Origin of the sequence: Clostridium sardiniense (genome assembly GCF_016907995.1) — a bacterium.
GTDB lineage: Bacteria > Bacillota > Clostridia > Clostridiales > Clostridiaceae > Clostridium > Clostridium sardiniense.
Genome location: NZ_JAFBDA010000002.1, coordinates 28,172 through 53,138, shown reverse-complemented (window position 1 = coordinate 53,138; position 24,967 = coordinate 28,172). Strand labels below are relative to the sequence as shown.

At 27.5% G+C, this 24,967-nt stretch carries 27 protein-coding genes and 1 riboswitch; of the genes, 7 read left to right on the top strand and 20 right to left on the bottom strand.

What is annotated here, in order from left to right; genetic code table 11:
- Positions 1-150: 150 nt before the first annotated feature.
- Positions 151-654, bottom strand: a complete 504-nt coding sequence (locus JOC62_RS02555) for a DedA family protein (RefSeq protein ID WP_204593604.1) — start codon at positions 652-654, stop codon at positions 151-153.
- Positions 655-1,180: 526 nt separating this feature from the next.
- Between JOC62_RS02555 and JOC62_RS02550 the strand changes: the two genes are divergently transcribed.
- Entirely contained in the window at positions 1,181-2,569 is a 1,389-nt protein-coding gene (locus tag JOC62_RS02550; protein ID WP_204593603.1) for a tetratricopeptide repeat protein, read from the top strand.
- A gap of 37 nt (positions 2,570-2,606) precedes the next feature.
- On the opposite strand, the gene JOC62_RS02545 is transcribed toward JOC62_RS02550, so the two are convergent.
- Positions 2,607-3,662, bottom strand: coding sequence for a polysaccharide deacetylase family protein (locus JOC62_RS02545; protein WP_204593602.1), 1,056 nt, complete (start codon positions 3,660-3,662; stop codon positions 2,607-2,609).
- A 319-nt stretch (positions 3,663-3,981) separates the two neighbouring features.
- On the opposite strand from JOC62_RS02545, the gene fba reads away from it, so the two are divergent.
- Positions 3,982-4,845 carry a class II fructose-1,6-bisphosphate aldolase gene (gene fba / locus JOC62_RS02540; RefSeq protein WP_204593601.1) on the top strand — a complete coding sequence of 288 codons (864 nt, stop codon included), beginning with the start codon at positions 3,982-3,984 and terminating at the stop codon, positions 4,843-4,845.
- 37 nt (positions 4,846-4,882) lie between these two features.
- On the opposite strand, the gene JOC62_RS02535 is transcribed toward fba, so the two are convergent.
- From JOC62_RS02535 to JOC62_RS02510, 6 genes are all read right to left on the bottom strand, one after another.
- A complete protein-coding gene (locus tag JOC62_RS02535; protein WP_204593600.1) occupies positions 4,883-5,416 on the bottom strand; it encodes a flavodoxin domain-containing protein in 534 nt (177 codons plus the stop codon).
- 87 nt (positions 5,417-5,503) lie between these two features.
- The gene (hypE, locus tag JOC62_RS02530) at positions 5,504-6,511 is read right to left on the bottom strand and encodes a hydrogenase expression/formation protein HypE (protein WP_204593599.1); all 1,008 of its coding nucleotides are present in this window, start codon (positions 6,509-6,511) and stop codon (positions 5,504-5,506) included.
- Between the two features lie 21 nt (positions 6,512-6,532).
- Positions 6,533-7,609: a hydrogenase formation protein HypD gene (hypD, locus tag JOC62_RS02525; protein ID WP_204593598.1), complete on the bottom strand. Its 1,077-nt coding sequence runs from the start codon at positions 7,607-7,609 to the stop codon at positions 6,533-6,535.
- 1 nt (position 7,610) lies between these two features.
- A complete protein-coding gene (locus tag JOC62_RS02520) occupies positions 7,611-7,835 on the bottom strand; it encodes a HypC/HybG/HupF family hydrogenase formation chaperone (RefSeq protein ID WP_204593597.1) in 225 nt (74 codons plus the stop codon).
- A gap of 12 nt (positions 7,836-7,847) precedes the next feature.
- On the bottom strand, positions 7,848-10,124 hold the full coding sequence (hypF, locus tag JOC62_RS02515) for a carbamoyltransferase HypF (RefSeq protein ID WP_204593596.1): 2,277 nt from the start codon (positions 10,122-10,124) through the stop codon (positions 7,848-7,850).
- Between the two features lie 205 nt (positions 10,125-10,329).
- Complete coding sequence (locus JOC62_RS02510; protein WP_204593595.1) at positions 10,330-10,602, bottom strand: hypothetical protein; 273 nt, start codon at positions 10,600-10,602, stop codon at positions 10,330-10,332.
- Between the two features lie 186 nt (positions 10,603-10,788).
- Between JOC62_RS02510 and JOC62_RS02505 the strand changes: the two genes are divergently transcribed.
- Together JOC62_RS02505 and JOC62_RS02500 are read left to right on the top strand one after the other, a co-directional pair.
- Complete coding sequence (locus tag JOC62_RS02505; RefSeq protein ID WP_204593594.1) at positions 10,789-11,691, top strand: fused DSP-PTPase phosphatase/NAD kinase-like protein; 903 nt, start codon at positions 10,789-10,791, stop codon at positions 11,689-11,691.
- Between the two features lie 32 nt (positions 11,692-11,723).
- On the top strand, positions 11,724-13,346 hold the full coding sequence (locus JOC62_RS02500; RefSeq protein WP_279381494.1) for a GxGYxYP domain-containing protein: 1,623 nt from the start codon (positions 11,724-11,726) through the stop codon (positions 13,344-13,346).
- A 26-nt stretch (positions 13,347-13,372) separates the two neighbouring features.
- Here the strand turns inward: JOC62_RS02500 and JOC62_RS02495 are convergent, their stop codons facing one another.
- The 3 genes from JOC62_RS02495 to JOC62_RS02485 all read right to left on the bottom strand — a co-directional run bounded on the left by JOC62_RS02495 (position 13,373) and on the right by JOC62_RS02485 (position 14,948).
- Positions 13,373-13,810, bottom strand: a complete 438-nt coding sequence (locus tag JOC62_RS02495; RefSeq protein ID WP_204593593.1) for a DUF2383 domain-containing protein — start codon at positions 13,808-13,810, stop codon at positions 13,373-13,375.
- A gap of 180 nt (positions 13,811-13,990) precedes the next feature.
- Positions 13,991-14,458: a L,D-transpeptidase gene (locus tag JOC62_RS02490; RefSeq protein ID WP_243424996.1), complete on the bottom strand. Its 468-nt coding sequence runs from the start codon at positions 14,456-14,458 to the stop codon at positions 13,991-13,993.
- Positions 14,459-14,603: 145 nt separating this feature from the next.
- On the bottom strand, positions 14,604-14,948 hold the full coding sequence (locus JOC62_RS02485; RefSeq protein ID WP_204593592.1) for a hypothetical protein: 345 nt from the start codon (positions 14,946-14,948) through the stop codon (positions 14,604-14,606).
- 256 nt (positions 14,949-15,204) lie between these two features.
- Between JOC62_RS02485 and JOC62_RS02480 the strand changes: the two genes are divergently transcribed.
- From JOC62_RS02480 to JOC62_RS02470, 3 genes are read left to right on the top strand one after another with little or no spacing between them, the layout of a single operon-like run.
- On the top strand, positions 15,205-15,378 hold the full coding sequence (locus JOC62_RS02480) for a spore coat associated protein CotJA (RefSeq protein ID WP_243424995.1): 174 nt from the start codon (positions 15,205-15,207) through the stop codon (positions 15,376-15,378).
- Positions 15,379-15,396: 18 nt separating this feature from the next.
- Positions 15,397-15,645: a spore coat protein CotJB gene (locus tag JOC62_RS02475; protein WP_204593591.1), complete on the top strand. Its 249-nt coding sequence runs from the start codon at positions 15,397-15,399 to the stop codon at positions 15,643-15,645.
- A 20-nt stretch (positions 15,646-15,665) separates the two neighbouring features.
- The gene (locus JOC62_RS02470; protein ID WP_204593590.1) at positions 15,666-16,235 is read left to right on the top strand and encodes a manganese catalase family protein; all 570 of its coding nucleotides are present in this window, start codon (positions 15,666-15,668) and stop codon (positions 16,233-16,235) included.
- Between the two features lie 55 nt (positions 16,236-16,290).
- Here the strand turns inward: JOC62_RS02470 and JOC62_RS02465 are convergent, their stop codons facing one another.
- The 9 genes from JOC62_RS02465 to JOC62_RS02425 all read right to left on the bottom strand — a co-directional run bounded on the left by JOC62_RS02465 (position 16,291) and on the right by JOC62_RS02425 (position 24,819).
- On the bottom strand, positions 16,291-16,716 hold the full coding sequence (locus JOC62_RS02465; RefSeq protein WP_204593589.1) for a UDP-N-acetylglucosamine pyrophosphorylase: 426 nt from the start codon (positions 16,714-16,716) through the stop codon (positions 16,291-16,293).
- 99 nt (positions 16,717-16,815) lie between these two features.
- Positions 16,816-17,607 (bottom strand): HAD family hydrolase, encoded by a 792-nt coding sequence (locus JOC62_RS02460; RefSeq protein WP_204593588.1) that lies wholly within the window; start codon positions 17,605-17,607, stop codon positions 16,816-16,818.
- A 261-nt stretch (positions 17,608-17,868) separates the two neighbouring features.
- Positions 17,869-18,429 carry a GNAT family N-acetyltransferase gene (locus JOC62_RS02455; RefSeq protein ID WP_204593587.1) on the bottom strand — a complete coding sequence of 187 codons (561 nt, stop codon included), beginning with the start codon at positions 18,427-18,429 and terminating at the stop codon, positions 17,869-17,871.
- 91 nt (positions 18,430-18,520) lie between these two features.
- Entirely contained in the window at positions 18,521-19,081 is a 561-nt protein-coding gene (locus JOC62_RS02450) for an ECF transporter S component (RefSeq protein WP_204593586.1), read from the bottom strand.
- A 56-nt stretch (positions 19,082-19,137) separates the two neighbouring features.
- Positions 19,138-20,118, bottom strand: a complete 981-nt coding sequence (locus JOC62_RS02445; RefSeq protein ID WP_204593585.1) for a nucleoside hydrolase — start codon at positions 20,116-20,118, stop codon at positions 19,138-19,140.
- A gap of 119 nt (positions 20,119-20,237) precedes the next feature.
- Positions 20,238-20,282, bottom strand: a riboswitch (PreQ1 riboswitch).
- Between the two features lie 65 nt (positions 20,283-20,347).
- Positions 20,348-21,535: a multidrug efflux MFS transporter gene (locus tag JOC62_RS02440; RefSeq protein ID WP_204593584.1), complete on the bottom strand. Its 1,188-nt coding sequence runs from the start codon at positions 21,533-21,535 to the stop codon at positions 20,348-20,350.
- A 211-nt stretch (positions 21,536-21,746) separates the two neighbouring features.
- Positions 21,747-22,565, bottom strand: a complete 819-nt coding sequence (zupT, locus tag JOC62_RS02435; protein WP_204593583.1) for a zinc transporter ZupT — start codon at positions 22,563-22,565, stop codon at positions 21,747-21,749.
- 72 nt (positions 22,566-22,637) lie between these two features.
- Complete coding sequence (locus JOC62_RS02430) at positions 22,638-23,585, bottom strand: nucleoside hydrolase (protein ID WP_204593582.1); 948 nt, start codon at positions 23,583-23,585, stop codon at positions 22,638-22,640.
- A gap of 202 nt (positions 23,586-23,787) precedes the next feature.
- The gene (locus JOC62_RS02425) at positions 23,788-24,819 is read right to left on the bottom strand and encodes a YeiH family protein (RefSeq protein ID WP_204593581.1); all 1,032 of its coding nucleotides are present in this window, start codon (positions 24,817-24,819) and stop codon (positions 23,788-23,790) included.
- Positions 24,820-24,967: the final 148 nt, after the last annotated feature.

The window sequence follows — 24,967 nt, the reverse complement described above, 5'->3', positions numbered from 1 at the left end:
TTATTTATTTGTAAATAGTTTTTTTGTTAAAATTTATACAAGTTTATTAAAATGCTATAAAGTAAAGTAATTAACTAAAAAAACTAATAATTTTTTATAAAGAAAAAGAGGTTATCTTAAAATAAGATAACCTCTTTTTACAAATTTATTCTATCTAAATAAAATTATATCCCCTAAAAAATATCCAGCTGATATAAACACTGTGTTCCACAAAAATATTCCTAATGCAGAATATGCTACGAAACTAACAAAGTTTAATTTAAAAACTCCAGCAGGTATTGATACTAATGTTCTTGCCACCGGAATAAGTTTACTTATAAAAACTCCAAAATTTCCTTTTTCTTCAACTATTTTTGCAATCTTATCAACATAATGCTTTTGCTTTGGAAATTTTTTTAAATATTTATCTAATAATTTAGCTCCCCCTACTCTTCCTATTATATATAGTGAAACACTACCTAAAACTCCGGCAATTACAGAAATAATTATTGCAACAAAAAAATTACTCTCTCCATTTGCAATTAAAACTCCTGTAGCTGGCATAATTATTCCAGCAGGAAGTCCAGGTAAATTAAGATATTCTAAAAATACAATAACAAAAAGAAATATCAATCCATATTGTGAAAAATAATCTAATATTATTTCAATTTCCATATTCTAATCCCCCCATAGTCCCATAATCATCTCTTTTAACCTTATAATTATATTATCAAAATATTTTTAAATTAATTATTTATATTTTCTTAAATAATTCTTAACTTAACCTCTCATTTAATAATCTTATGTTTTTTAATGCTAACTTTCTAATTATATCTAAAATTATACTAGTCAATAAAAATCTAATAATGATCATTCTATTTCTCTATTTGCTATCTATGACGATGATAATATAACCTAAAAGGCAAGTGCATTGTGAATTTTTTGTTAATTGTATATTATTTTATTAAAATACCAACATTCTCGTTTATTTAGTGATATTATTTAATTGTTTATTTAGAATAGTCCTTCCTTTTAAAGTAAGATGATATAAATATTACATTAATATAACTTATTTTTACATCTTACCTATAATAATTTATAATTTTTTAGATAAATTACTACAAATGAAATACTTTTGAAATAATTTATTTAACATTTTGTATTAAAATAATAAGAAGGATGGATTGACTAAGGAGGAAATATGAGTAATTTTGATAAAAAATTAGATAAGGCAACCAAATACTATGAAAATAAAAAATATAAAGAAGCTTTAAAACTATGTGATAAAATTTTAGCAAAAGATTATAACAATGAAAAAGCTTTAGAACTTGAGGGGGAAATTTTATACAAGCTAGACAGAATAGACGAGGCAATTTTGAATTGGAAGATTAATTCTGAATACAACAATAATCCAACAGCAAAAATGCGTCTTGAAGATATAGATAAGTCTACCAAGGAGCAAGCTTTAAGTTTTGATAATTTAAATGCTGTAAGTAGTACACCAGAAGATGAGATAGAAGATGTTGTAAATCCATCTACGCCTACAATCCATGAGATTAACGAAGAAGTTACAACTAATATTAACACCTCTGAAGAATTATCTTCTGAGAATCCTGCTGAAACTGTTGAAGATGTAGAAGAAGTTAAAATAGATACTACTCATTTAGATCAAGAGGAAATAACTACTATGGATGAGTTTAATAAAGAAGATTCTATTACTTCTAATGAAGATATTAAAGAATATGTTATTGATGAATCTGAAAATACTAGTAATTATGACGTTAAAAGTAATAATGATTCAATTGATAATAAAACTGAATCTGTAGATACTAATATTTCTAATAATATAGAAAATAAAGTTCATTCATCAAAATTAGATGATACTAATAACTCACAATCCACAAGTAAAACTAAAACCTCTTCAGCTAAAGGTAAAAAATCAGCAATAATTGCAGTTTGTGCACTTATTGTGGTTGTTGCAGCTTATGCAAGTGTTAAACATTTTAATTCAAATGATTCAACACCTCAAACTGAGCAATCACAAAGTCAAGAGCCAGTGCAAGAAGTTCCAGCAAACCTAAAAGCGGATCTTGATAAAGCTATTGAAAGTAAAGATATAAATACTCTTTATACTTTATTAAGTGAAACTCCAGCTGATAAAGTACCAGCTGATGCTAAAGATAGCTATGATAAAGCCCTTGATATGATGAAAAAAGACGGTGTAGAGAAATATTATAATGATGGATTAAATGCTTACAAAGATAAAAAGTTTGATGTAGCATTAGATAATTTATCAAAAGCTTATAAATACTGTGGTGGAACTTACTTAGAACCACATGTATTATACTTTTTAGGATCAACTGAAAATTCTTTAGATAAGAAAGATGATGCGGTTAAATATTTCAAAGAATATTTAGATAAATATCCTCATTCTGATCTTTATACAGCTGAAATATTATACAACTTATGTTTATACTATAATGATAAAGGTGATAAAGCTGAAGCTAAGAAATATGCTCAACATTTAGAAGATTCATATCCAAGTTCACCTTACTACAATGATACATCAAGAAAAATATTATATAATTAAATAAAAAAGCAAGGAATTTAAATTCCTTGCTTTTTTATTACTTACTTTCCTTTTGAGAATTATTTTGAGTATTATTCTTTTGTGTATCTTTATTATTTTGAGAATTTTGTTCTTTATTATTTGAATCAAAATAACTCATAGGTGCATTTTTTATAACTTTAAATTTATATCCATTATCCTTAAACATTTTTATAATTTCTGGTAGTGCTTTAACGGTTGATTTTTTAGCTGCTGCATCATGCATTAATAAAATAACATGCTTTTCACTCTTCATATAACCTCTAGCTCTAGAAATTAAATAGTCTACTGAATATGTATTTGATTCTGCATCACCTGTTTCAGCATCCCAATCTACAGATATAATTCCTTCTTTATTCATTGCTTCATTTAATTGTTTTAAATGTGGATCTCTATAATATTTTCTAGACATATATCCACCAGGCATTCTTAAAACTCTTGTATTGAAATTTTCTCCAAGTATATTTTTCATTTGCTCATTATTGTCATTTATTTCTTTCATAAATACTGGTACATCAACACTATTACCTGGATATAATTTCTTATATTCGTGACTCATAGTATGATTAGCTATAGCATTACCACTATCTATTTCATCTTTTAATAATTGTTGATTTTTAGGATTATCTTTAAGCTGTGATCCTAATACAAAGAAAGTAGCATGTACATCTTGTTCCTTCAGTATTTTTAAAATGTTACTTGTGTTTTCACTTGGACCATCATCAAATGTTAAAAATACTTGTTTTTCATTATTTACTGGATCCTTAGAATTCATCATCTTATCAACATCACTTGCTGGCACCGCATAGCTATCTGCTGCATAGATTATATTTTGTCCTGGCATGATATCAGTTGGTTTTGGTTTCGCTTTCTCTTTTGTGTTATCCCCAATCATATTTTTTGCTCCGTCTTTTTGCTCTGTAGCTATCTTACTATCACTTTTATGATGAGCATAAGAATAAATACCTACACCTGAAACAATTAGTGCTACAAGAATAATTCCTGAAATAATCCTTCTTTTCTTAAATTTTTTTCTTTTTTCCATTCTTCTTCTGTTTCTGTTATCCATTTCCATCTTTAATCAGTTCCTCTACTTTATCTTCTGCTTATTTTTTTAATTTATACAAACATTCTACCACCATTGAACAACTTAAAAGATTAATTTTTGGAAACAAAATTGCTATTTAATAAAAGGTTAATATTTTAGACATAATTTCCTAATATTTGGGTATAATACCTTTTTTATAAGATATTCTATGGTAATTTTATATATTTTACTATTTTCATAATTATGATTTTGGGTTATACTACTAGATAGAGAGAAATATATGTAAAAAGCATTTACTTCTCAAAAATAATAATAATAATTATATAAGTATATGGAGGTTTTGCACATGTTAGTTTCAGCAAAAGAAATGCTAAATAAAGCTAGAGAAGGCAAATATGCAGTTGGACAATTTAACATTAACAACTTAGAATGGACTAAAGCTATTCTATTAACTGCTCAAGAAAACAATTCACCTGTAATCTTAGGAGTATCAGAAGGTGCAGGAAAATATATGTGTGGTTACAAAACAATAGTTGGAATGGTTAACGGAATGTTAGAAGAATTAAACATAACAGTTCCTGTAGCATTACACTTAGACCACGGTAGCTATGAAGGAGCTAAGGCAGCTATGGCAGCTGGATTCTCATCAGTAATGTTTGACGGATCACACTACCCATTAGCTGAAAACATAGAAAAAACTTCAGAATTAGTTAGATTAACTTCAGAAAAAGGTGTTTCATTAGAAGCTGAAGTTGGATCAATCGGTGGAGAAGAAGACGGAGTTGTTGGAGCTGGAGAAATCGCAGATCCTCAAGAATGTAAACAAATTGCTGATTTAGGAGTTACAATGTTAGCTGCTGGTATCGGTAATATCCACGGAAAATACCCAGCAAACTGGAAGGGATTAGACTTTGCTGCATTAAAAGCTATAAATGATGCTACTGCACCAATGCCTTTAGTATTACACGGTGGTACTGGTATCCCTGCTGATATGATTAAAGAAGCTATCTCATTAGGAGTTTCAAAAATCAATGTAAATACTGAATGTCAATTAGTATTCCAAGAAGCTACAAGAAAGTACATCGAAGCTGGAAAAGATTTAGAAGGAAAAGGATTCGATCCAAGAAAACTTCTTGCTCCAGGATTTGAAGCTATTAAAGATATAGTTAAAGAAAAAATGGAATTATTCGGTTCAGTAAACAGAGCTTAATATTCATTAAATAAAAAACCACCATATGGTGGTTTTTTTATTTTCCTTTAATATATTCTATTAAAGGAATTATATTTTTCTTATTTGTCCAGTCATGAGGTTTTTCATAGCATCCTAATAGTAAGGTTTCTTCTTCTGTTAATGGTTCTTTTTTATTTGCTAATTTATTTCTAAGCATTTTCATTGCTGTCTTATCAAAAAATTTTAATTCATTAAAATTTAATCCTCCCCTTAGATAAAAGAACTCTAATTTTTTATCTAATCCATCTTGTAAATTTCTTTCTTTTATTGTATCTATATCTTTTTCACTTCCAAGACAACATCCAACTGCAAGAAGAATCAATCTTTTTTCACTTATCTTATCAATATTCTTTTTTATTAATTTAAAACCTTTTATGCCACTTGCATACAATCCCCCAGCATATATTATTGTGTCATATTCTAATATTTTTTTAATATTAACCTTATCTCTTTCATATATATCACAATCTAATTCCTCTTGGATCCATTTAGCATATTTTTTAGTGCTCCCATACTTTGATTTATAAACTAATGCTATTTTCCCACTCACACAATTTCTCCCCTTTTATTATTCTTAAATCTTCATGAGAATAAATTACCATATTTTTATTATAATGTAAATAAATATAATTCCATTCTAACAAATTCTTGGTATCTGTTCTCCTTTAACTCTCTCTAAAGTTCGTTCTGCCCCTATCAGCGTCTCATAATATAATTTTCTTGCTCCATCATCTATAACTTCACCAATAATAGTTGAGTCTTTCCCAATTTGTAGAGATCTCATTGTCTTTAAAACTTTATTGCTATCCTCTTTAGAAACTATACATATAATTTTCCCCTCGTTAGCTATATACAAAGGATCAAGTCCTATCATGTCACACACATTATTAACATTATCCTTTATAGGTATACTATCCTCTTTAATTCTCATACTCATTCCAGAAGAGTCCACAATTTCTTTTAGTGTTGTAGCAATTCCACCTCTTGTTGGATCTCTCATAACCCTTATATTATTGCTACATTTTAATATTTCTTCTGTTAACTTATAAAGACTTGCACAATCACTCTTTATTTCACTATCTAATTCTAGTTCCTCTCTATCACACATTATACTTATTCCGTGATCTCCAATAGTTCCACTTACTATAATTTTATCGCCATCTTTAATGTTTTTATAATCTAATCTTCCTTTTTCGTTAGGTATAATCCCTATTCCAGTAGTATTTATATATATACCATCACAGCTACCCCTCTCAACTACTTTTGTATCTCCTGAAACAATTAATATATTATTTCTTTTGGCCTCTTCACTTATTGATACAACTATTTTTTCTAAATCTTTTATTAAAAATCCCTCTTCTATTATAAATGCAACTGTCATATAAAGAGGTTTAGCTCCGCTTACAGCTAGATCATTTATTGTTCCACAAACACTAAGTTTTCCTATATCTCCGCCTTTAAAAAATATAGGTTTTATAACAAAGCTATCTGTTGTAACCGCCATCCTTTTACTCATTGTATCTAAAATAGCAGAATCATTTCCTTTTAATAATTCATTATTTCTAAAATATTTATAAAATAGGTCATTAATTAACCTATGGCTTTCTTCTCCACCATTTCCGCAAGCTAATGTTATAATATTCATCTTCTCTCCTTTATTTTTAAATTATCTATATGAATATAATATTGAGCATGTCCCTTCATTAGATACCATGCAAGGACCTTTAGGATTATTAGGATTGCAAACTTTTTTGAATAACTTGCATTCATTTGGAGTTTTTTTCCCCTTTAATATATCTCCACAAATACATCCAGTATCCATATACTCTTTATTATTATCTAATTTAAAATATAACCTTGCATCATATTTTTCATATTCTTCTCTAAGGTCATATCCAGTTCCATTTATCTCTCCAAGTCCTCTCCACATTCCACTTGAAGTAAAAAATACTTCGTTTAGTATATTTTTAGCCTCAATATTCCCACTATTTCGTACAGCTCTTTTATATAAATTCTTTAAATTATAGTCTTTCTTATTAATCATCTTAACTATCATCAGTATGCTTCCTAGAATATCTAGACATCCAAATCCACTAACTACCATAGGAACACTATACCGCTCTCCTAATTCTCTAAACTCCTCTACCCCAATAACTGTACTAACATGACCTGGAACTAAAAATCCATTTATTTTAATATCTTTATCTTCTAGCAATGTCTCAATTACTTTAGGCATCTGCTTTCCCTCTTGAAGTATATAAAAATTATTTATATTATTTTCTTTTATCTTTTTCAATAAAACAGCTATAGCTGGCATTGTAGTTTCAAATCCTACTCCTAGAAAAATTATTAATTTATCCTCATTATTTTTGGCAATATTCAATGCCTGAATAGGTGATGTTATAACTCTTATGTCTCTTCCCTTTGCCTTCTCTCTTCTAAGAGAACCCTTACTACAAGGTACCTTTATCATATCTCCAAAGGTTGCTATTATTATATTTTCCCTCCTAGATAATTCTATTGCATTTTCTATAAAAGATTCTCCTGTAACACATACTGGACATCCTGGACCTGATATTAGTTTAATATTCTCAGGTAATATCTTATCTATTCCATATTTATATATACTCCTTGTATGAGTACCACATACCTCCATAATATTTATCTTTTTCTTGGCATTAACTTTTATTTCTTCAATTATATCTTTACATAACTTAATCTCTTCTTTAATTAGATTATTCATATTACTCCTCTAACTTTGAAATCATACTTTTAAAAATATCAATTGTCTTTCTGCCTTCATCTTTATCTATTTTCTCTATAGCTATACCTACATGTATAAGCAAGTAATCGCCAATCTTAACATTCTTAATTAAAGACGTGTTTACTATCTTTTTGCTACCTATAAACTCCACTAAAGCTTCATCTTTATATAATTCAATGACTCGTCCAGGTATTGCAACACACATACTATCCTCCATTTAAATTTGATTATTTCCAATTAGTAATTGTCCATATGATATACCACTATCATTACATGGAATAAGTTTATGAGTTATAACATTAAATTCCTTCTCCTCTAATCCTCTACTTATTCCACTTAGTAAAATTTCATTTTGAAATACGCCTCCACTTAAAGCAATATTATTTAATCTATAAACTTCTCTTAATTTAATAGCTAAATTTATAGTAAATTCTACTACAGTATTGTGGAATTTTAATGCTATCTCCTCTTTAGACTTTTTATTATCTATATCCTTCAGGATTTCTATTATCATTCTCTTAAAATCAATTTGTAACATCTCGTTATCTTTTCTAATTTCATAACTATAATGCTCTTTATATAAATTATTATTTTCTAAAAATTTATATGCTAAATTCTCTAGATATATAGCTGCCTCTCCTTCATAACTTCTCTTCATTGTAAAACCTAACATTGATGAAATTCCATCAAATAATCTACCTATACTTGAGCATACAGGTGTATTAATCTTTTTATCTAATATATCTAATATAAATTTTATCTCTCTTCTATCCTTAGATATAACATCTACCATTCTATCTAATGATTCATCATCATAACCTAATGCTTCATAAATTAGACTTACTCCTATCCTCCATGGATTTTCTGTAGCCTTATCTCCACCTGGAAGCTTGAAGTTCGAAACATGTCCAACTCTTTTAAATTTTTTATAATTACATACTATAAATTCTCCTCCCCATATAGTGCCATCATCTCCGAAACCTGCACCATCATAGGCTATACCGATAACTTTATCCTTTATATTGTTCTCTCCCATACAGCTAGCAATATGAGCATGATGATGATATACGCCTATTTTTTTTAATGGCAGCTCCTTTATATATTCTCTGCTCCAGTAATTAGGATGCATATCATAACATATAACATTAGGATTTATATTATACATACCTATCATATGTTCAATATTTTTATTAATATTATATCTTCCCTGTATGTTGTTCATATCTCCTAAGTATGGACTTAAAAAAATATACCCTTTACTACTTATAGAAAAAGTATTCTTAAGCTCCCCACCTAGTGCTAATATTTCATCTTTACTCTCTTTATTTATTGATAAAGGAGAATATCCACGTCCATTTCTAATTATTCTCTCTTTTGAGTTAATAACTTTTACTACAGAATCATCAACTGGCATATTAATTTCTCTATTATGAACTAAATAATAATCTACAATACTATTTAATTTAATTAATGCCTCATTATCCATATATATCATTGGGCTTCCACTTATATTTCCACTTGTAAAAACAATGCTTTCTATTTTATTATCAAATAATAAATAATGTAGTGGACTATATGGAAGCACTGCCCCTATGCTTGGACTATCAAATGATATATTATATGGTAGTTCTTCATTCTGCTTTTTTAAAAGCACTATAGGCTTTTTATTGCTTTTAAGTACCTTCAATTCTACGTCATTTAAATAACAGTATTTATTCACAATGTTTTCATCCTTAAACATTACAGCTAATGGTTTACTTTTCCGAACCTTTCTCTCTCTTAATTTCAGAATGCTTTCTTTATTATCAGCATCACATACTATGTTATAGCCACCTATACCTTTAATTGCAATTATTTTTCCTTTAAGAATATACTTTCTAACTTCCTCTATAGGATCACCACATTTAACCACTTCTCCCTTCTTATCTAAAAGAGAAATCTTTGGTCCACATTTTTTGCAACAAGTAGGCTCTGCATGAAACCTTCTATCTAATGGATTTTCATACTCATCTTTGCAATCATCACACATATTAAATTCATTCATAGTAGTAAATTTTCTATCATAAGGAAGTTTTTTAATTATAGAAAATCTTGGTCCACAATTTGTACAGTTAGTAAAAGGGTAGTTATATCTCCTATTCTCTATATTATTTTTTATATCATTTATACAATCATCACATATTCCGATATCTGGGGATATTAATGTTATTCCTTCTTCATCTTTACTAGCAACTATTTTAAATTTTTTATATCCTATAAATTCTCTATCCTCTACATGCACATTTTCTATCTTGCTTAATACAGGAGCTTTTTTTCTTATATCTTTAATAAATATATCTATATTCTCCTTCTCCCCCTCTATATCTATATAAACTCCTTTTGATGTGTTATATACACTTCCATAAAGATTATTCTCTAAAGCTATTTTGTATATAAATGGTCTAAATCCAACTCCTTGAACAATACCTTTTATAATAATAAATCTTCTAACCATGAGATCACCTCTACTTTATAATTACTTATATAAACTATAATTTATTACAATCTTTACATAATAAAATAAGAAAAGCCTAATACACTTTAATTGTATTAGGCTTAATATTATTAAAATATTATACTTTAATAATAAAATTGTATATTATAAGATATCTAATTTTATTATTATGCAAATATATTTCCTATTAGTTTTAATATTTTAACTAATGATTATGTTCATTATTTTCTCCTCCATTAGCGCCATGATTATGGATATGTTCATCATCTTCTTCATATCCATAATTATAACTTGGTCTTGTTATTTTATTTTGTTTTATATCATCCATTAATTTTTTCTCTTCTTCTATAATCCTATCATTTTGAGCTTTTTTTAAATTACTAGATACTTCAACTGCTACTCCACCTGCAATCGCTACTACCATTCCAGCTACAATTAAAACTATGGTTTTCTTTTTTTTATTATTTAAATAATTCATGTTCAATTCTCCATCTTTAGACTTTTTTTTATTCTATCATAGTAATTTGATTAATATATGAATAAATTTATTAAATTATTCTCTAGATTATTAAGTTTATAAATCTACATAATATTTATTTATATCATACCTATAATACATATTAATTTATATATAACAAATATTATCTTTATCGAGGTGATACAAATGATAAAAAAACTACAAAAATTTCTAATAATATTATTAACAATACTTATAACTATTTGTCCAGAAATTTCTTCACTTGCTTCTCCTATTACTAATAATCTTGTTTATATAGTACAAGATTCTTCCTTAAATGAAATTGTTCTAAGTAACTTTCGAAAAACATCTAATCTTGAAATACTTAAAAATTATAATAATTTAAATCTTTATGGCTTAGATAAACTTAATATTTCAGGAAGTGAGCAATTCTCTGGGTATAATATTAAAAATTTAATAAAAGAAACAGGAACTACTTTAGATATTATAGATGTAGACCTTCGCCAAGAATCTCATGGATTCATAAATGGAATAGCTATAAGCTTTATGAATAAACTAAATAATGCAAATGAAGGTTTATCTAGAAATCAAGTTCTAATACGTGAAACTTCACAATTATTAAGTATCCCCCTAAACACTCCATTAACTTTATGTGGCAGTCATCCCAAAATAATAACTCCAGTTTTTATAGAGGATGAAAATGCATTAGTAAGCAAAAATTCTCTTAAATATATAAGAATTCCTGTAACAGATGGAAAAATTCCCACAGATGATATGGTGGATTATTTTGTTTCATTAGTAAACAGTAAATTCAATAATAAATGGATATATTTTCATTGCAAGCGTGGAATTGGGAGAACAACTACCTTTATGATTATGTATGATATGATGAAAAATTCTAATAAAGTTTCTTATGATGATATAGTAAATAGACAATTACTTTTGGCTAACTTCAAAGAGACTACTATAAATTCTTTTAAAGCTAGTGCTCCACGTATGGATTTATTAAAGAATTTTTATACTTATTGCAAAGAAAATTCTGATTCATGTTCAAAACCTTGGTCTGAATGGATAAAAAATAAGAATTAACTTAATTTTTTTATGAATATGAGGTGATTATATTGAAAAAATTCACAAAACTAATTAGTATTACTCTAAGTATATTTATAATATTTTCTATAATCATGAATACTAAAGTAAAAGAAAGTATTACTACTAATTCAAATAATATAGAATCATCTTTTATTAAAAATACTAAAATTCCAAACTTTTTATATGTTATTAACGAGAATTTATTAAAAAAGGATGAGAGAACTATGATAGCATCACTCCAAGGTATTATATCAAATAAAAGTAGCTCTCAAATCTATATATTAACCTCTAGTGAACCTGCTTATAAAGTATGGCTTGATGATTTAAAGGATAACTATAATATTAATTATAAGATGATTTCTAATCCATTTGAACTTATCGACATATTCAAAAACTATATAAATGGATATGTACTCTATGAGCGTAATTCTAAAAATGATCCTTCAATTAACAATGCTTGCTCACTAGCTTCTTTAAATGACTCCTTAGTAATTACTAAAGAGCTTGAAGATTCAGTTAAAAATCATAGAATAAATAAACTCATTGGCGATTGTAGAAACACAGATAAAGAATGGGCTTATAAAAATTTATGGAATTCTGGTTTAAATCATTCTACTATTATTGAGCTATCTCCTAGCCACGCTACTGCTTTAAGAGATTATGCAATTATGACTAAATCTCTTGTTTTTTATGAAGATAATGCATCATCATTAGATTTTAGAGAAAAAATATTTAGCTCTATGAATTCCTATAGTGTATGCCTTGGTTGGGGACCTGATGAATTTAAAAATGTAAGCTTAACTTCTAAATATGGTATTGATATGGTGGCTGCTGATTGGTCATATAACCTAACTGTCCTTAGCGCTTTCCCTTCTAAACCTATAAAACAAAATACTAAAACTAATATTTCTAATGAAAAAGATGTTCATTATGTAACAATTATGATGTCAGATGGTGATAATCTTCAATGGTTTATGGGTGATAATTTCACCTCTCCTAAATGGTATGGCTCTAAAAATAAAGGTAATTTTAATCTTGGTTGGAGTATTAGTCCATCATTATATTATTTAGCACCAACTGTATTTAAGAATTACTATAAAAATTCAAGCTATGGTAAATTTAATGATGATTTTGTAGTTGCTCCTTCTGGTACTGGATATATTTATCCAAGTAAATACCCTTATAATAAACTTGATTCCTATACTAAAAGGCTAAGTGATTATATGAAAAATGTTGACCAAAGATATGTCACCATAATAGATGATTCATCCTTTAATAATATAAAACTATGGGATAAATATACTAAAGAAGACAATATACACGGCTTATTTTATTTAGATTATGCTAGAAATAACAATTATAAAGGTGAAATAGTTTGGTCAAATAACAAACCTGTAGTTTCTTGTAGAGATCTTATTTGGGGAGGACTTGAAGAAGAATCTGAATTTGTAAATACAATAAATCAAAGAGTTAACTCTGGATATACTGATATAACTAATATTAATGCTTATACTTTTGTATATATCCATGTATGGACAAAAGATATGGATATTGTGCAAAATGTAGTTAATGAGCTTAATAAAAATTCAAAAGTACGAATAGTTACTCCTGATACATTTATGAAATTAATAAAGAAAAATGTTAAAAATTAAAAGGCCACAAATTACGGCCTTTTAATTTATTCAAATAAATATTTTTGTATAGAATTAATACCTTTAGAATATGATTTAGATATGTCTATTAATCTACTGCTTAAATCCTCGCTTAATTCTATATCCTTTATCATTAAATCATTTATAGAAGTATATCCCATCTCTATACCTTTTAGAGCTGCTTTTGCCACTTTCTTATCTGTATCTATTGTCATGTTAGTGAATCCACTAAAGAATTCGATTACTTTACCTAAAGTTCCTTCATCTCTTGTTGCCTCTTCATCTAAACTATTTATTTCATTAACTAATACTTCTTTATGACTCTTTATAGAATCCATATTATTATTTAATAAGTCTACTAGCTTTTCATCTTTAGCTTTCTCTATTAATTTAATAAATTCTTTTTCTCCCATTATAACTCCCTCTAATTGTGAGTTAAGTTCCTTTACTTTACTTGATTCCATTTAAAACACCTCTTTTAAAGCTTTTATACCCTTAGTATGCTTATTATTAGTTATTTTAAACCTTATACTCAATAAAAACTCCCTAGTTATTAAAAAAATTATATACAGCATTTTACTTTACAAACTTAATAGTATACATTCCTCTTAATATAGAAAGATTTTTAATTATTATTTTAATCTCTATGCAATTATAACAGTTGTTCCATTTGGTATATTATCATATATCCACTTTGCATTACTAGTTAAAAGTCTTATACATCCATGACTTAATGCCATCCCAAGTCTTCCATCTATTACATAGCTTCCAGTCTTATCATAAAGAATAGAATGATAATAATATCCATTTATTATTCTAGTAGCATACTTTACCCTGTAGTCTTCAGTACCAAATCCAGGTTTTCTTCCTGTTATATAAAATATCCCCTTTATTGTAGGTGTAGATGGTTTACCAACTGTACATATCCATTTATATAATTGCATCCATTTATCATTATTCTTTTTAAAAATATAAGTATATTTTTCCTTTAATGAAGTTGTTATCAAGTAATCTGTACTACTTTTTATCTTGTTTTCATTAACAAATAATAACATATTAGTATTAAAGTTTTTATAATCAAAAGAGTTGTAAAGTTCAACGGGATCCATCATATACATATTAATTTTCCTTATCTAAATATTTTTATTATATTAGTATGTATTTAAGTACTATATTGCAACACTATTAAATTTTTCTTTACAAAAATAAAAATAGCTCTAAATAATAGTATCTATTCACAGCTATTTTTATAATTAATTACTTCATATCTAGAACTGATAGTCCATTATCAAAATATTCATTAAGTGAAGTATTTTCTATAATACTTGCTACTTCTGATTCTTTATCACCCCAACCTTTAAACACATCAAATGTAGTCATTGTTCTTTTATATAACTCAATTGGTGTATGTATACAATTATTTGATTCATTTTTTCCTATATGTAATATTACTTTAATATCCTTTATTATTTTCATATCTAATCTGCTTAAATAATCTATAATATCATCTTTAGCTTCTTTAATACACTCCTCATTATTTTTACAATACTCATTGAATATTCGTGAAATATTCTGAAATTCTACATAATAATCCCTTAACATTATGTCCACCCCCTATTAGTCTTTAAATATACAAATTATCTAGAACTTATTCCTTTAATAATCTGTTAATAATATGATTATACTACCAAAAAAAATAATTTCAATCACTATTTTTTTACATTAATATTTTCTATTTAAGTTTGTACCACAATTTACACCTTTAAATTGCATTTTTCATTTTTTTATATCACATCATGAGTTTAAATACCATAATATAATCATGAAATAAGTTTTATCGAAAGGATGAAAATATCAAATGTGTAATTACGATAAATTAATGCCAAATTGTAAAGATGGTAACTCTAGAAAAAATTATTATGCAAAAGCATATGTATTACCTCAATTATACGAAAATTTATTCACAATAAATTCTGCTTTAAAAAAAGGTACTATATTTAAAGATCTTTATAAACCCTATCATGAAAAATAAATTATTGGAGGTAAATGTATGTCTAAACAAGAATTATTAGAAAAAATTATGAAACATCAATTTTATGCTATTGACTTAAACCTTTATCTTGATAACTTCCCTGAAAATAAGCAAGCTACAGAAGATTATGCTGCAATATCTAGTACCTTAAATTGTTTAATATGTAAGTATGAAAATCTTTATGGACCACTTACTAACTTTGGTTCAGCTTTTGTAGAAAATCCAAAGGCTTGGACAGATGCTCCATGGCCTTGGGAAAATTGTTAAAAGGGAGGAATTATTAATTTATGTGGTATTACGTAAAAACATTAGAGTATCCAATAAATCTTAAATCTAAAGATCTTAAAATGGCAAAATTTCTTATATCTCAATATGGGGGACCAGATGGGGAATTAAGTGCAGCTTTAAGATATTTAAATCAACGCTTCACAATGCCTACAGGTAAATCTAAAGCATTACTAACTGATATAGGAACTGAAGAAATGGCACACGTTGAAATGATAGGAACTATGGTATATCAATTAATGGAAAATGCGACCGTTGATGAAATTAAAAAAGCTGGTCTTGGTGGTCATTATACTGATCATGGAAAAGGTCTATTTTATACAGATGCTACTGGAAATCCATGGACAGCTACTTATATTCAAAATAAAGATGATGTCATTGCTGATCTTCACGAAGATATGGCAGCAGAAGAAAAAGCTAGGGCAACTTATCAATGGTTAATAAACTTATCAGATGACTACGAAATAAAAGAAATATTAAAATTCTTAAGAGAAAGAGAAATTGTTCATTTCCAAAGATTTGGAGAAGCTTTGGTAAACGTTCAAGAAAATATGGACAAGATTAAATATTAAATAATTTATAATTAAATAAAATAGAGACGTTATTTCGTCTCTATTTTTTCATCTTTTATTTTTCTATAAAATCTATTACCTCTTCTACTGTTCCTGGAATTTTAAATATAATATTTTCATCTATTCTTAATTTACATTCTTCATCATTAACTTTTATTTGATTAAGTGTTAATTTACCTGGAGCTAACTCTTTATATCTTGTTGATGCAACATTAATCTTAAACTTTAAGTTTTTAGCTCCTGTAAGCTTTAATGATGTACCATGTTCACTATCATTTGACTTAACTCTTATACTTATTATATTGTTACTTTTACTTTTGCATCCTACACTTTCAGCTGGAATACTTTCTATTGTAGCTTCTCCATGCATAGTCATCCATCCACCACTTAGCTCCATTTTAGTCATTAATTCTAATTTATATTCATCACCTAATTTTTTAAGTAATCTTCCTAATTCATTTATAGTTAATTCAAACTTCATCTTAAATCTATCCCTCGCTTCTATTATAGTTATTTATTTTATTATACAGCTTTTGTAAGATAAAAGATATGGTTTAATAATAATTATTATATATTTTATTTATTCATTTAGCACGTATTCTTTAATAGCTTCTATAACTCCATTTTCTATATTACTTTTAGCTATAAAGTTTCCATATTGTTTCATGTCCTCATTGGCATTCTCCATAACGAAGCTATATTGAGCCTTTTTTAACATTTCCACATCATTATAAAAATCTCCAAATACCATAGTTTCATCTCTAGATATATTAAAATCATTTTGAATTTTTTCTAAAGCATTACCTTTATTTATATTTTGATTCATTATATCTAACCAAACAGCCCCTGACACTACTACACTAAGATCATGTCCAAATATTGGCTCTAAAACCTTATAGGAGTTCTTAGCAGAATTGCCTAAATCACAAATAGCTATTTTAAATATATCATCATCAACATCGCATAAATCTTCAACTATATATTTCTTATTATAATATTTATCTATTTCTTTATTAAATTCATCAGAACATTCTGTTTGATAAGCGCCCTTTTTTCCACATAAAACTATTTGTATATCTTTTATATCCGAGCAAACTTTTATTATATTATTTACTTCTTCTTTATCAATAATTTCAACACTTGATATCTCATTGTCTTCTACTACAAAAGCGCCATTATCACATATATAATAGAGTTTATCTTTCATCTCTTTAAATGTTTCCTTAAGATTAACATAAGAACGTCCACTCGCAACAACAAACTTTACATTTTTTTTAATTAATTTGTTTAAAGTATCAAAAAACTCTTTTGGTAGTTGTCCATTCTCATTTAATAAAGTTCCATCCATATCTGTTGCAATTAATTTTATCATATTTTTCTCTCCTGCCTACTACTATTTTTACTATTATTAATAATCTTTAGATATATAATATTAAATCTATAGATCTAAGTTTTCATTTTATTAATATTTTTTATTATATCATATTGTTTGTTATTATTTATTATTGTTTTTAATTGTTATTATTTTACATCGATTGAATATAAACTATAAGTAACTGATATAAATTCTACAATATAAATATAAAACACTAACTCTAATTAGAGTTAGTGTTTTATATTTATATTAATTAAATTACTGTATCTTTTTTATCATATGAAAATATTTATGGTTATTTATTAGAATCTCTTTATCAACTCTATAACCTAATTTACTATAAAGATTGTATGCACGTACATTTTCTACATCTACATTTAGAGAAATTTTTTTATGCCCTCTTTCTTTACTTATTCTTTCTGCTCCTTTAATAAGATCTGTTCCAAGCCCTCTTCCTCTAAAGTTTTTTGAAACTGATAAAGTATCTATATAGAATTCATCCTCTTCCGCTTCTTTATCAAAGAAATGAATTTCTTTTCCTGTATTTTCTCTCAAGTTATAAATAATTGGACTATCTAACTTTTTAGAATCATTTCCATGATAGCAAACAATTACCCCTGCAAACTTCCCCTCTACTTCTTTTACAAGCGTGTTCTCAAAACTTAACCTATTACCTTTCTTTTTAAATAAGTATTCTAAATTTTCAACTACCTCACTTTCTGTTTTTCCCCCAGTTAACATAAAAGCTATATCATACATTGCATTTAGTAGTAATGGTACAACTTGCTTTACGTCTTCTTTTTCTGCTTGTCTTATCATTTTTATCACCTTTCTATTTACTTATTGCTAATGAAATTTTTATCTTCATTATACCTACTTCAACATTAAAGTCAATAACTCCTCTTTTTTACTAACTCTCTCTACATAAATTTAGCTTAAGGCTATTAGGCATTGCTTTAAGTATGCTAAAAACAACAAAAAAGCTAATTCCCTTATCCAATAAATCAGTAAATATTTGTGTAGAAAATACTGATGCTATTATATTTACTCCCGAATTTTTAAGTATAGCGACTAATATACTTGAACCTGATGAAGTAACTCCATCAAATACTATTGCTGCAATAACAGAGGCTGTAATTGATCCTAAAACTGTAATTAATATTATAGATAGAATAGATTTTACCCCATTAAATTTACTACTTCTAAATAATAAACCTGTACTTACTCCTACAACTAACTGTACTGGTATAAAGAAAATTGATATTGGGTCAAATGTTGCAGCATTAACTATAGATGTCAATATTCCAACTATTCCTCCACATATTGGTCCCAAAGTTACAGCTGACATAATTGTTCCTATTGTATCTATGTATACTGGTAATCTTAATGATAATGCAATAAAACCACCTAAAATATTTATAACTATACATAGTGCCATAAATACAATCATACTTACATTAATTTTTTTCATTTCTTATCTCTCTCTTTCTTACTACATATATCTTATTTCATCTATCATTTAAACTATTAATAACTATATTTATCAGAATTTAAAACAATATCTATATCTTTTATGTGCTCTTTAAATAATCTTCCTAAAAACATTCTCATAAATCTTTTAGAGTCAACTTTTCTTAAAACTAAGCAATTTGGATTCTTTCTATAGAAGTTTCCTTCATCAACTAAACTCATACCTATAGCCTTACCTTCAGTAACTATATCTACATAATATTCTTCTCCAGTACAAAGGCTTCTATCTATAAAATATGCAACTGCAAGTGGATCATTTATAACGCAACCAAGAGTTCTCTCTTGCATCCAATGGAAATCTACATAAAATCTAGTTATATCAACAATTAAATCTCCTAATGGTTCATTAAACTGTCTTATCATTTCAATATAATTTGGAGTCAATACTATATCTCTTGTTACATCTAGTCCCACCATTGTTATACTTTTTTCTAATTCATTAAATACTTTCTCTGCCCCATGAGGATCTACCCAAAAATTAAATTCTGCAACTTGTGAGCAATTTCCATGACTTTTAAAAGCTCCCCCCATTAAAACTAATTCCTTTAAATTTTTCATAGCTTCTTTCTCTCTCTCAATAGCCATTGCTATATTAGTAAGTGGACCTAATGCTATTATTGATATATCATCTTCCTTTTTTAATGATTCAATTATAAAATCTACCGCCCCTTCTTTGTATGATACTTCTGTCACTTCTTCTAAAAATGTTTCTCCAAGTCCATCTTCCCCATGAGTATCTTCAGCTGTAATAAGTTCTCTTTTTATTGGATTTACTTCTCCTATATACACATTAACATCTAATCTATTAAGCTTCTTTAGTATCTTTAATGCATTCTTTGCTCCCTTTTCTCCGTGTACATTTCCAGATACAATCGTAATTCCTAATACATCAAGCTCCTCTGAATTTAGTGCTAACATAATAGCTAGTGAATCATCTATACCAGGATCACAATCTATTATTACCTTTCTTTTATCCATAAAAAACTCTCCTTTTATATAATTAATTGAACAAAAAAAATGCCTTGAGACTATCTCAAGGCATTAAAATAAAACTAAAAAAGGTTGCACGAAAAGACCGTGCAACCTATAAAAGTCATGTTTGCCTAGTTTTTTATAGAGGGATGGTCTCGAACCTCTACCACTTAGTGGATTTCTTTTATTCACTTAATTTAAATTTACTATAATTACATCATATTTTCAAGATATTTTATTCTTCCATTTTTTTATAAACTAGTTTATATACCCAAAGCCCATTCAATAATAAAAGTGTACTTGTAATAAAGAATATATATTTAATTCCAAAAAAAGCAGCTACTTGTCCACCTAATATTGAACCTCCAAACGTTCCAAAATATTGTGCAGACATATTAAATCCAAAGGCTCTTCCAACAATCTTATCTGGTGTTATTTTTTTAATTATTGCATTTATTGATGGATTAAGTCCCGCTGCTGATAATCCTAAGAAAAATCTAAGCCCCATAAGTTGCCATGGATTTTTAACGAAGGCCTGCGGTATAAATATAATTCCAGCAAATATAAGAGCTACTAGCATAACTTTATGTGCACCAATCCTATCTGATAATCTACCGAGTCTCCTTGCTGCTAAAATATTTGCGAGTCCTGATGTTGAAAATACCATCCCAGAAATAAATGCAATATTAGTAGCATTTTTAGATAAGTCTGTTACATATACAGTTATAATAGGCTCTATAGAATAAAATGCTAACTGAAGAACAAATGATGTTACAAACATTGCAATCATTAAATTCTTATTAGGAATAATATCCCATACCTCTTTAAACTTAAGTGCTTTTTCTTTTGATACTTGAAAATCTTCTTTTACAAATAATATAGTAGCTATAAATACTATTAATAATAATACTCCAGTTATAAAGAAAACACTCCTTATTCCTGTTACGCCTTCTAAATACCCTCCTATCATCGGTCCAAGTAATGAACCTGCAACTCCAGCGGTTGATAAGGTACCAAGTGCAGTTCCAGCATGTTCTCTATCAGTTTGTGTTGCAATAAGTGTAGTACATGCAGTACTATATCCAGATATAGTTCCTTGTAGAAGCCTAAGCCCTATTAGAACATATACGTTATGTACAAATCCCATAAGTAAAACCACAATAGCCATTCCGAGACTTGCCCGCAAAAGCATCGGTTTTCTTCCATATTTATCAGCAAGTTTACCCCAAATTGGAGAAAATATCCCTGATACTACAAAGGTAACCCCAAAGGCTATACCTGATAATTGTTCAATCATTGTAACATCACTTATACCAAGTTGCTTTATGTATATAGGTAAAATAGGTGCTATTTGGCTCATTCCTACCATTGTTATAAATGTTCCAAACCAACAAATTATTAGATTTCTTTTCCAATTCTCCATGAATTGTTTATCACCTCCGTTATTTTATTGTTCCTATATAACCTCTTTTCTCATAAGTAAATTTTGCATTATATTACATAAAATTTATTATATCATAGTAATAACTAATAGTTATTGCTATTAAATGTTAGTTTTAAGAATAATTTTTTAATAAATATTAAAGAGTATCAGTTTTAACTGATACTCTTTAGACATACAAATATGATATTTACTAAATAAATAAAATTAAACTTATTGCCATAACTGCCATTCCTGCTACTAATCCATATATTGATAAATGATGTTCGCCATACTTCCTAGCCGTTGGAAGAAGCTCATCAATTGATATAAATACCATAATACCAGCAACTGCTGCAAGTAAAATTCCTAAAGTTACATCATTAAAAATATTTCTAAGCAATACATATCCAATAATAGCTCCTACTGGTTCTGACATCCCTGATAAAAATGAATATATAAAAGCTTTTTTCCTATCTCCAGTTGCATAATAAATAGGTACAGAAACTGATATACCTTCCGGAATATTATGAATAGCTATAGCTACAGTTATTGGTATTGCAAGGCTAACATTATCCAGTGCCGAAACAAATGTTGCAAGTCCTTCCGGAAAATTGTGTATCCCAATTGCAAGTGCTGTAACTAAGCCAGTTCTTAAAAGCATTTTGTCTTGTTTTGATTTATGATCAGTAATATCTAAACTATTAACATCTTCTATTGTTTTTACTTCATGGGGATTTTCTTCCTTTGGCACAAGCTTGTCTATAATTGCTATAATTGCTATTCCTGCAAAGAATGAAACTACAGTTATTATATTGCCAGCTTTAACTCCCATTGCACCAATTAATGACTCTTTAGCTCCTTGAAATATTTCTACCATTGAAACATATATCATAACTCCTGCTGAAAATCCTAAACTTACACAAAGAAATTTTGTATTAGTCTTTTTAGCAAAGAATGCTATACAACTTCCTATTCCTGTTGCTAATCCTGCAATTAGTGTTAGTAAAAATGCCATTGCTACATTACTCATATCATCCCCTCCTTAACTGATAATTTTTATCAATTATAACCTTTTTACTCGGATTTGTCTACCTAAAAAACATTATTCTAAATATCCATCATTAAAAATTACATCTATCATGTGCTTTCTGTACTTCTCTCTATGTATTTTCAAGCATATTGTTGCATTATATATTTCTTCCTTCTTTTTCTTTATACTATAAAACATCTGACCATAATTCTCTTCATTATTAGTTTCAACTGTTGCATACACCTCTTCTGTCTGCTCTACAATATCTGGCCATATTGTGGCTGCCATCGCTGTAGGGTCTGCTAAATCAAATACTTCATTCCCCATATTTTCATTAAATTTTTTAATAGATTTTGTGATTCTTAATATAAATTTTGTTGTGAAAAAGTTACTTTCTTGTAAATGTTTAAGATTATCTTTTCCGACAAAGGCATCTCTTGTAATAACATCTAACCCTACTAAAAATTTAGGTACATTTAAATCTAATATTATACTTAATGCTTCAGCATCAACATATGCATTGAATTCTGCTGTTTCTGTAGTATTTCCTGGTGTATTGGGCCCCGATCCAACCATTAATGTCATTGACTTAAGTTTTTCCATTGTTTTCGGAGCTCTTAAGCATGCCATAGCAACATTAGTAAGAGGCCCAAGTGTTATAAGTTCTATCTCATATGGATTTTCTTCTATTAATCTTATTAGAGCACATACTGCATGCTCTTTTTTAGGTTTTAATTTAGAAGGAAATAAATGTGTATTCCCCATTCCATCATCTCCATGAACATTTTCAGCTTTAACAAGTTTTCTACAAAGTGGCTCTGCCATTCCTATATATACAGGTGGTCTATATGTGTTTGCAACTTGTACTGCAATTAATGAATTTTTAACTGCTTGCTTTAATTCTACATTTCCAGCCACAACAGTAAGTGCTAAAACTTCTATATTTTTTGCTCTTAATGCTGCAATTATAGCAACAACATCATCTGTTGCCGTATCAGTATCAATTATAAATTTCCTCATAATTATCCCCCTAAAACCTTTAAAATACTATAAGAAACTTATATACTTTTATAGTATTTATACAGTAAAGCTATTGTGATGTAATTTTATTTATATTACTTTTTTCAATATTTAGTGCTTTAAGAATTCTCTCTTATAAAATAAAAAGTAGAAAACTTCCTTAAAAGCTTTCTACTTTCCAATTTAATGCTTATTATTATGTTTATAATAATATTCTAATTAATATTATTGCAAATATAACTTGGCATATTCCTACTAACACTCCATATAACAATGCTTTTGGCCCTTCTTTTACAAGGTCCCTTATCTTTACTCTCATCCCTATACCAGCTAATGCTATAATTTCAAAGTTACTACTTATCCATTTAAATAATTTTGATAAGAAATCTGGAACTACTCCTATTGTATAAAGAATACAGACTATGAAAAATCCTGTTATAAACCAAGGTATATTAATTCTTTTCTTTCTCTTATTAATATTTATATTTTCATTATCTCTTATGTTCTTATCATATTTTATATTTTTATTGTATTCTGAAATATGTATCTTTTCATAAACTAATACAACTACTACAAGTAGTATAATTCTAATTATTTTAAATACTGTAGCTAATTCTACAACACTATCTCCAACAAATTTAGCTGAACCAATTACTTGTCCTACAGATTGCAAGGTTCCTCCAATAATAGCCGATGTTTGAAGTGTATCATTAGAATATAATGATGATGCTATTAAGGGTAAGGTTATCATTAATATTGTACCAATTATGTTTACTATAGTTATTGATATAACCTTATCTGAATCATCTGCTTCAATAACTGGCGCTGTAGCTGCTATTGCAGAAGATCCACACACAGCATTACCTGATGCCATAAGAAGACAATATTTCTTATTAAATTGAAGTCTTCTCCCAATAAAATATGCTATAAATATTGTTAAGGTCATTTGTATAATTATAAAAATTAATCCACTAAAACCTAAACTCAATATTTCAGTTAAATTTATATTTGCTCCCATAAGTACTATGGAATAATTTAAAAGGTCTTTTTCTGCAAACTTTGTTCCATCCTCATACTTTTTATCATGAAAAATTGTATTTCCAACTATTATTCCAATGAAGATTGCAAATGTTGCAGCTCCAATTGTAGTAAATTTTTTTCCAAGTACTTCTGATATTATCCCAATAATTATACAAATTATTATTCCTGGAATTATTTTCTTTATTTTATTCAATTATATATCTCCTCTATGTATATTTTCCTTCTTCAAATTATACATAAAGTTTTTCTTAAGTAAAATATTATTATGTTATATATATTATAAGTATATACTTATATGTATTTAACTATTAATATAATTTTATATAACCTATTATTAATAA

Coding starts and splice junctions, on each gene's coding strand:
- JOC62_RS02555 (WP_204593604.1), bottom strand. CDS start 654: ATGGAAATTGAAATAATATTAGATTATTTTTCACAATATGGATTGATA.
- JOC62_RS02550 (WP_204593603.1), top strand. CDS start 1,181: ATGAGTAATTTTGATAAAAAATTAGATAAGGCAACCAAATACTATGAA.
- JOC62_RS02545 (WP_204593602.1), bottom strand. CDS start 3,662: ATGGAAATGGATAACAGAAACAGAAGAAGAATGGAAAAAAGAAAAAAA.
- fba (WP_204593601.1), top strand. CDS start 3,982: ATGTTAGTTTCAGCAAAAGAAATGCTAAATAAAGCTAGAGAAGGCAAA.
- hypE (WP_204593599.1), bottom strand. CDS start 6,511: ATGAATATTATAACATTAGCTTGCGGAAATGGTGGAGAAGAAAGCCAT.
- hypD (WP_204593598.1), bottom strand. CDS start 7,609: ATGAATAATCTAATTAAAGAAGAGATTAAGTTATGTAAAGATATAATT.
- JOC62_RS02520 (WP_204593597.1), bottom strand. CDS start 7,835: ATGTGTGTTGCAATACCTGGACGAGTCATTGAATTATATAAAGATGAA.
- hypF (WP_204593596.1), bottom strand. CDS start 10,124: ATGGTTAGAAGATTTATTATTATAAAAGGTATTGTTCAAGGAGTTGGA.
- JOC62_RS02510 (WP_204593595.1), bottom strand. CDS start 10,602: ATGAATTATTTAAATAATAAAAAAAAGAAAACCATAGTTTTAATTGTA.
- JOC62_RS02505 (WP_204593594.1), top strand. CDS start 10,789: ATGATAAAAAAACTACAAAAATTTCTAATAATATTATTAACAATACTT.
- JOC62_RS02495 (WP_204593593.1), bottom strand. CDS start 13,810: ATGGAATCAAGTAAAGTAAAGGAACTTAACTCACAATTAGAGGGAGTT.
- JOC62_RS02490 (WP_243424996.1), bottom strand. CDS start 14,458: ATGATGGATCCCGTTGAACTTTACAACTCTTTTGATTATAAAAACTTT.
- JOC62_RS02485 (WP_204593592.1), bottom strand. CDS start 14,948: ATGTTAAGGGATTATTATGTAGAATTTCAGAATATTTCACGAATATTC.
- JOC62_RS02480 (WP_243424995.1), top strand. CDS start 15,205: ATGTGTAATTACGATAAATTAATGCCAAATTGTAAAGATGGTAACTCT.
- JOC62_RS02475 (WP_204593591.1), top strand. CDS start 15,397: ATGTCTAAACAAGAATTATTAGAAAAAATTATGAAACATCAATTTTAT.
- JOC62_RS02470 (WP_204593590.1), top strand. CDS start 15,666: ATGTGGTATTACGTAAAAACATTAGAGTATCCAATAAATCTTAAATCT.
- JOC62_RS02465 (WP_204593589.1), bottom strand. CDS start 16,716: ATGAAGTTTGAATTAACTATAAATGAATTAGGAAGATTACTTAAAAAA.
- JOC62_RS02460 (WP_204593588.1), bottom strand. CDS start 17,607: ATGATAAAATTAATTGCAACAGATATGGATGGAACTTTATTAAATGAG.
- JOC62_RS02455 (WP_204593587.1), bottom strand. CDS start 18,429: ATGATAAGACAAGCAGAAAAAGAAGACGTAAAGCAAGTTGTACCATTA.
- JOC62_RS02450 (WP_204593586.1), bottom strand. CDS start 19,081: ATGAAAAAAATTAATGTAAGTATGATTGTATTTATGGCACTATGTATA.
- JOC62_RS02445 (WP_204593585.1), bottom strand. CDS start 20,118: ATGGATAAAAGAAAGGTAATAATAGATTGTGATCCTGGTATAGATGAT.
- JOC62_RS02440 (WP_204593584.1), bottom strand. CDS start 21,535: ATGGAGAATTGGAAAAGAAATCTAATAATTTGTTGGTTTGGAACATTT.
- zupT (WP_204593583.1), bottom strand. CDS start 22,565: ATGAGTAATGTAGCAATGGCATTTTTACTAACACTAATTGCAGGATTA.
- JOC62_RS02430 (WP_204593582.1), bottom strand. CDS start 23,585: ATGAGGAAATTTATAATTGATACTGATACGGCAACAGATGATGTTGTT.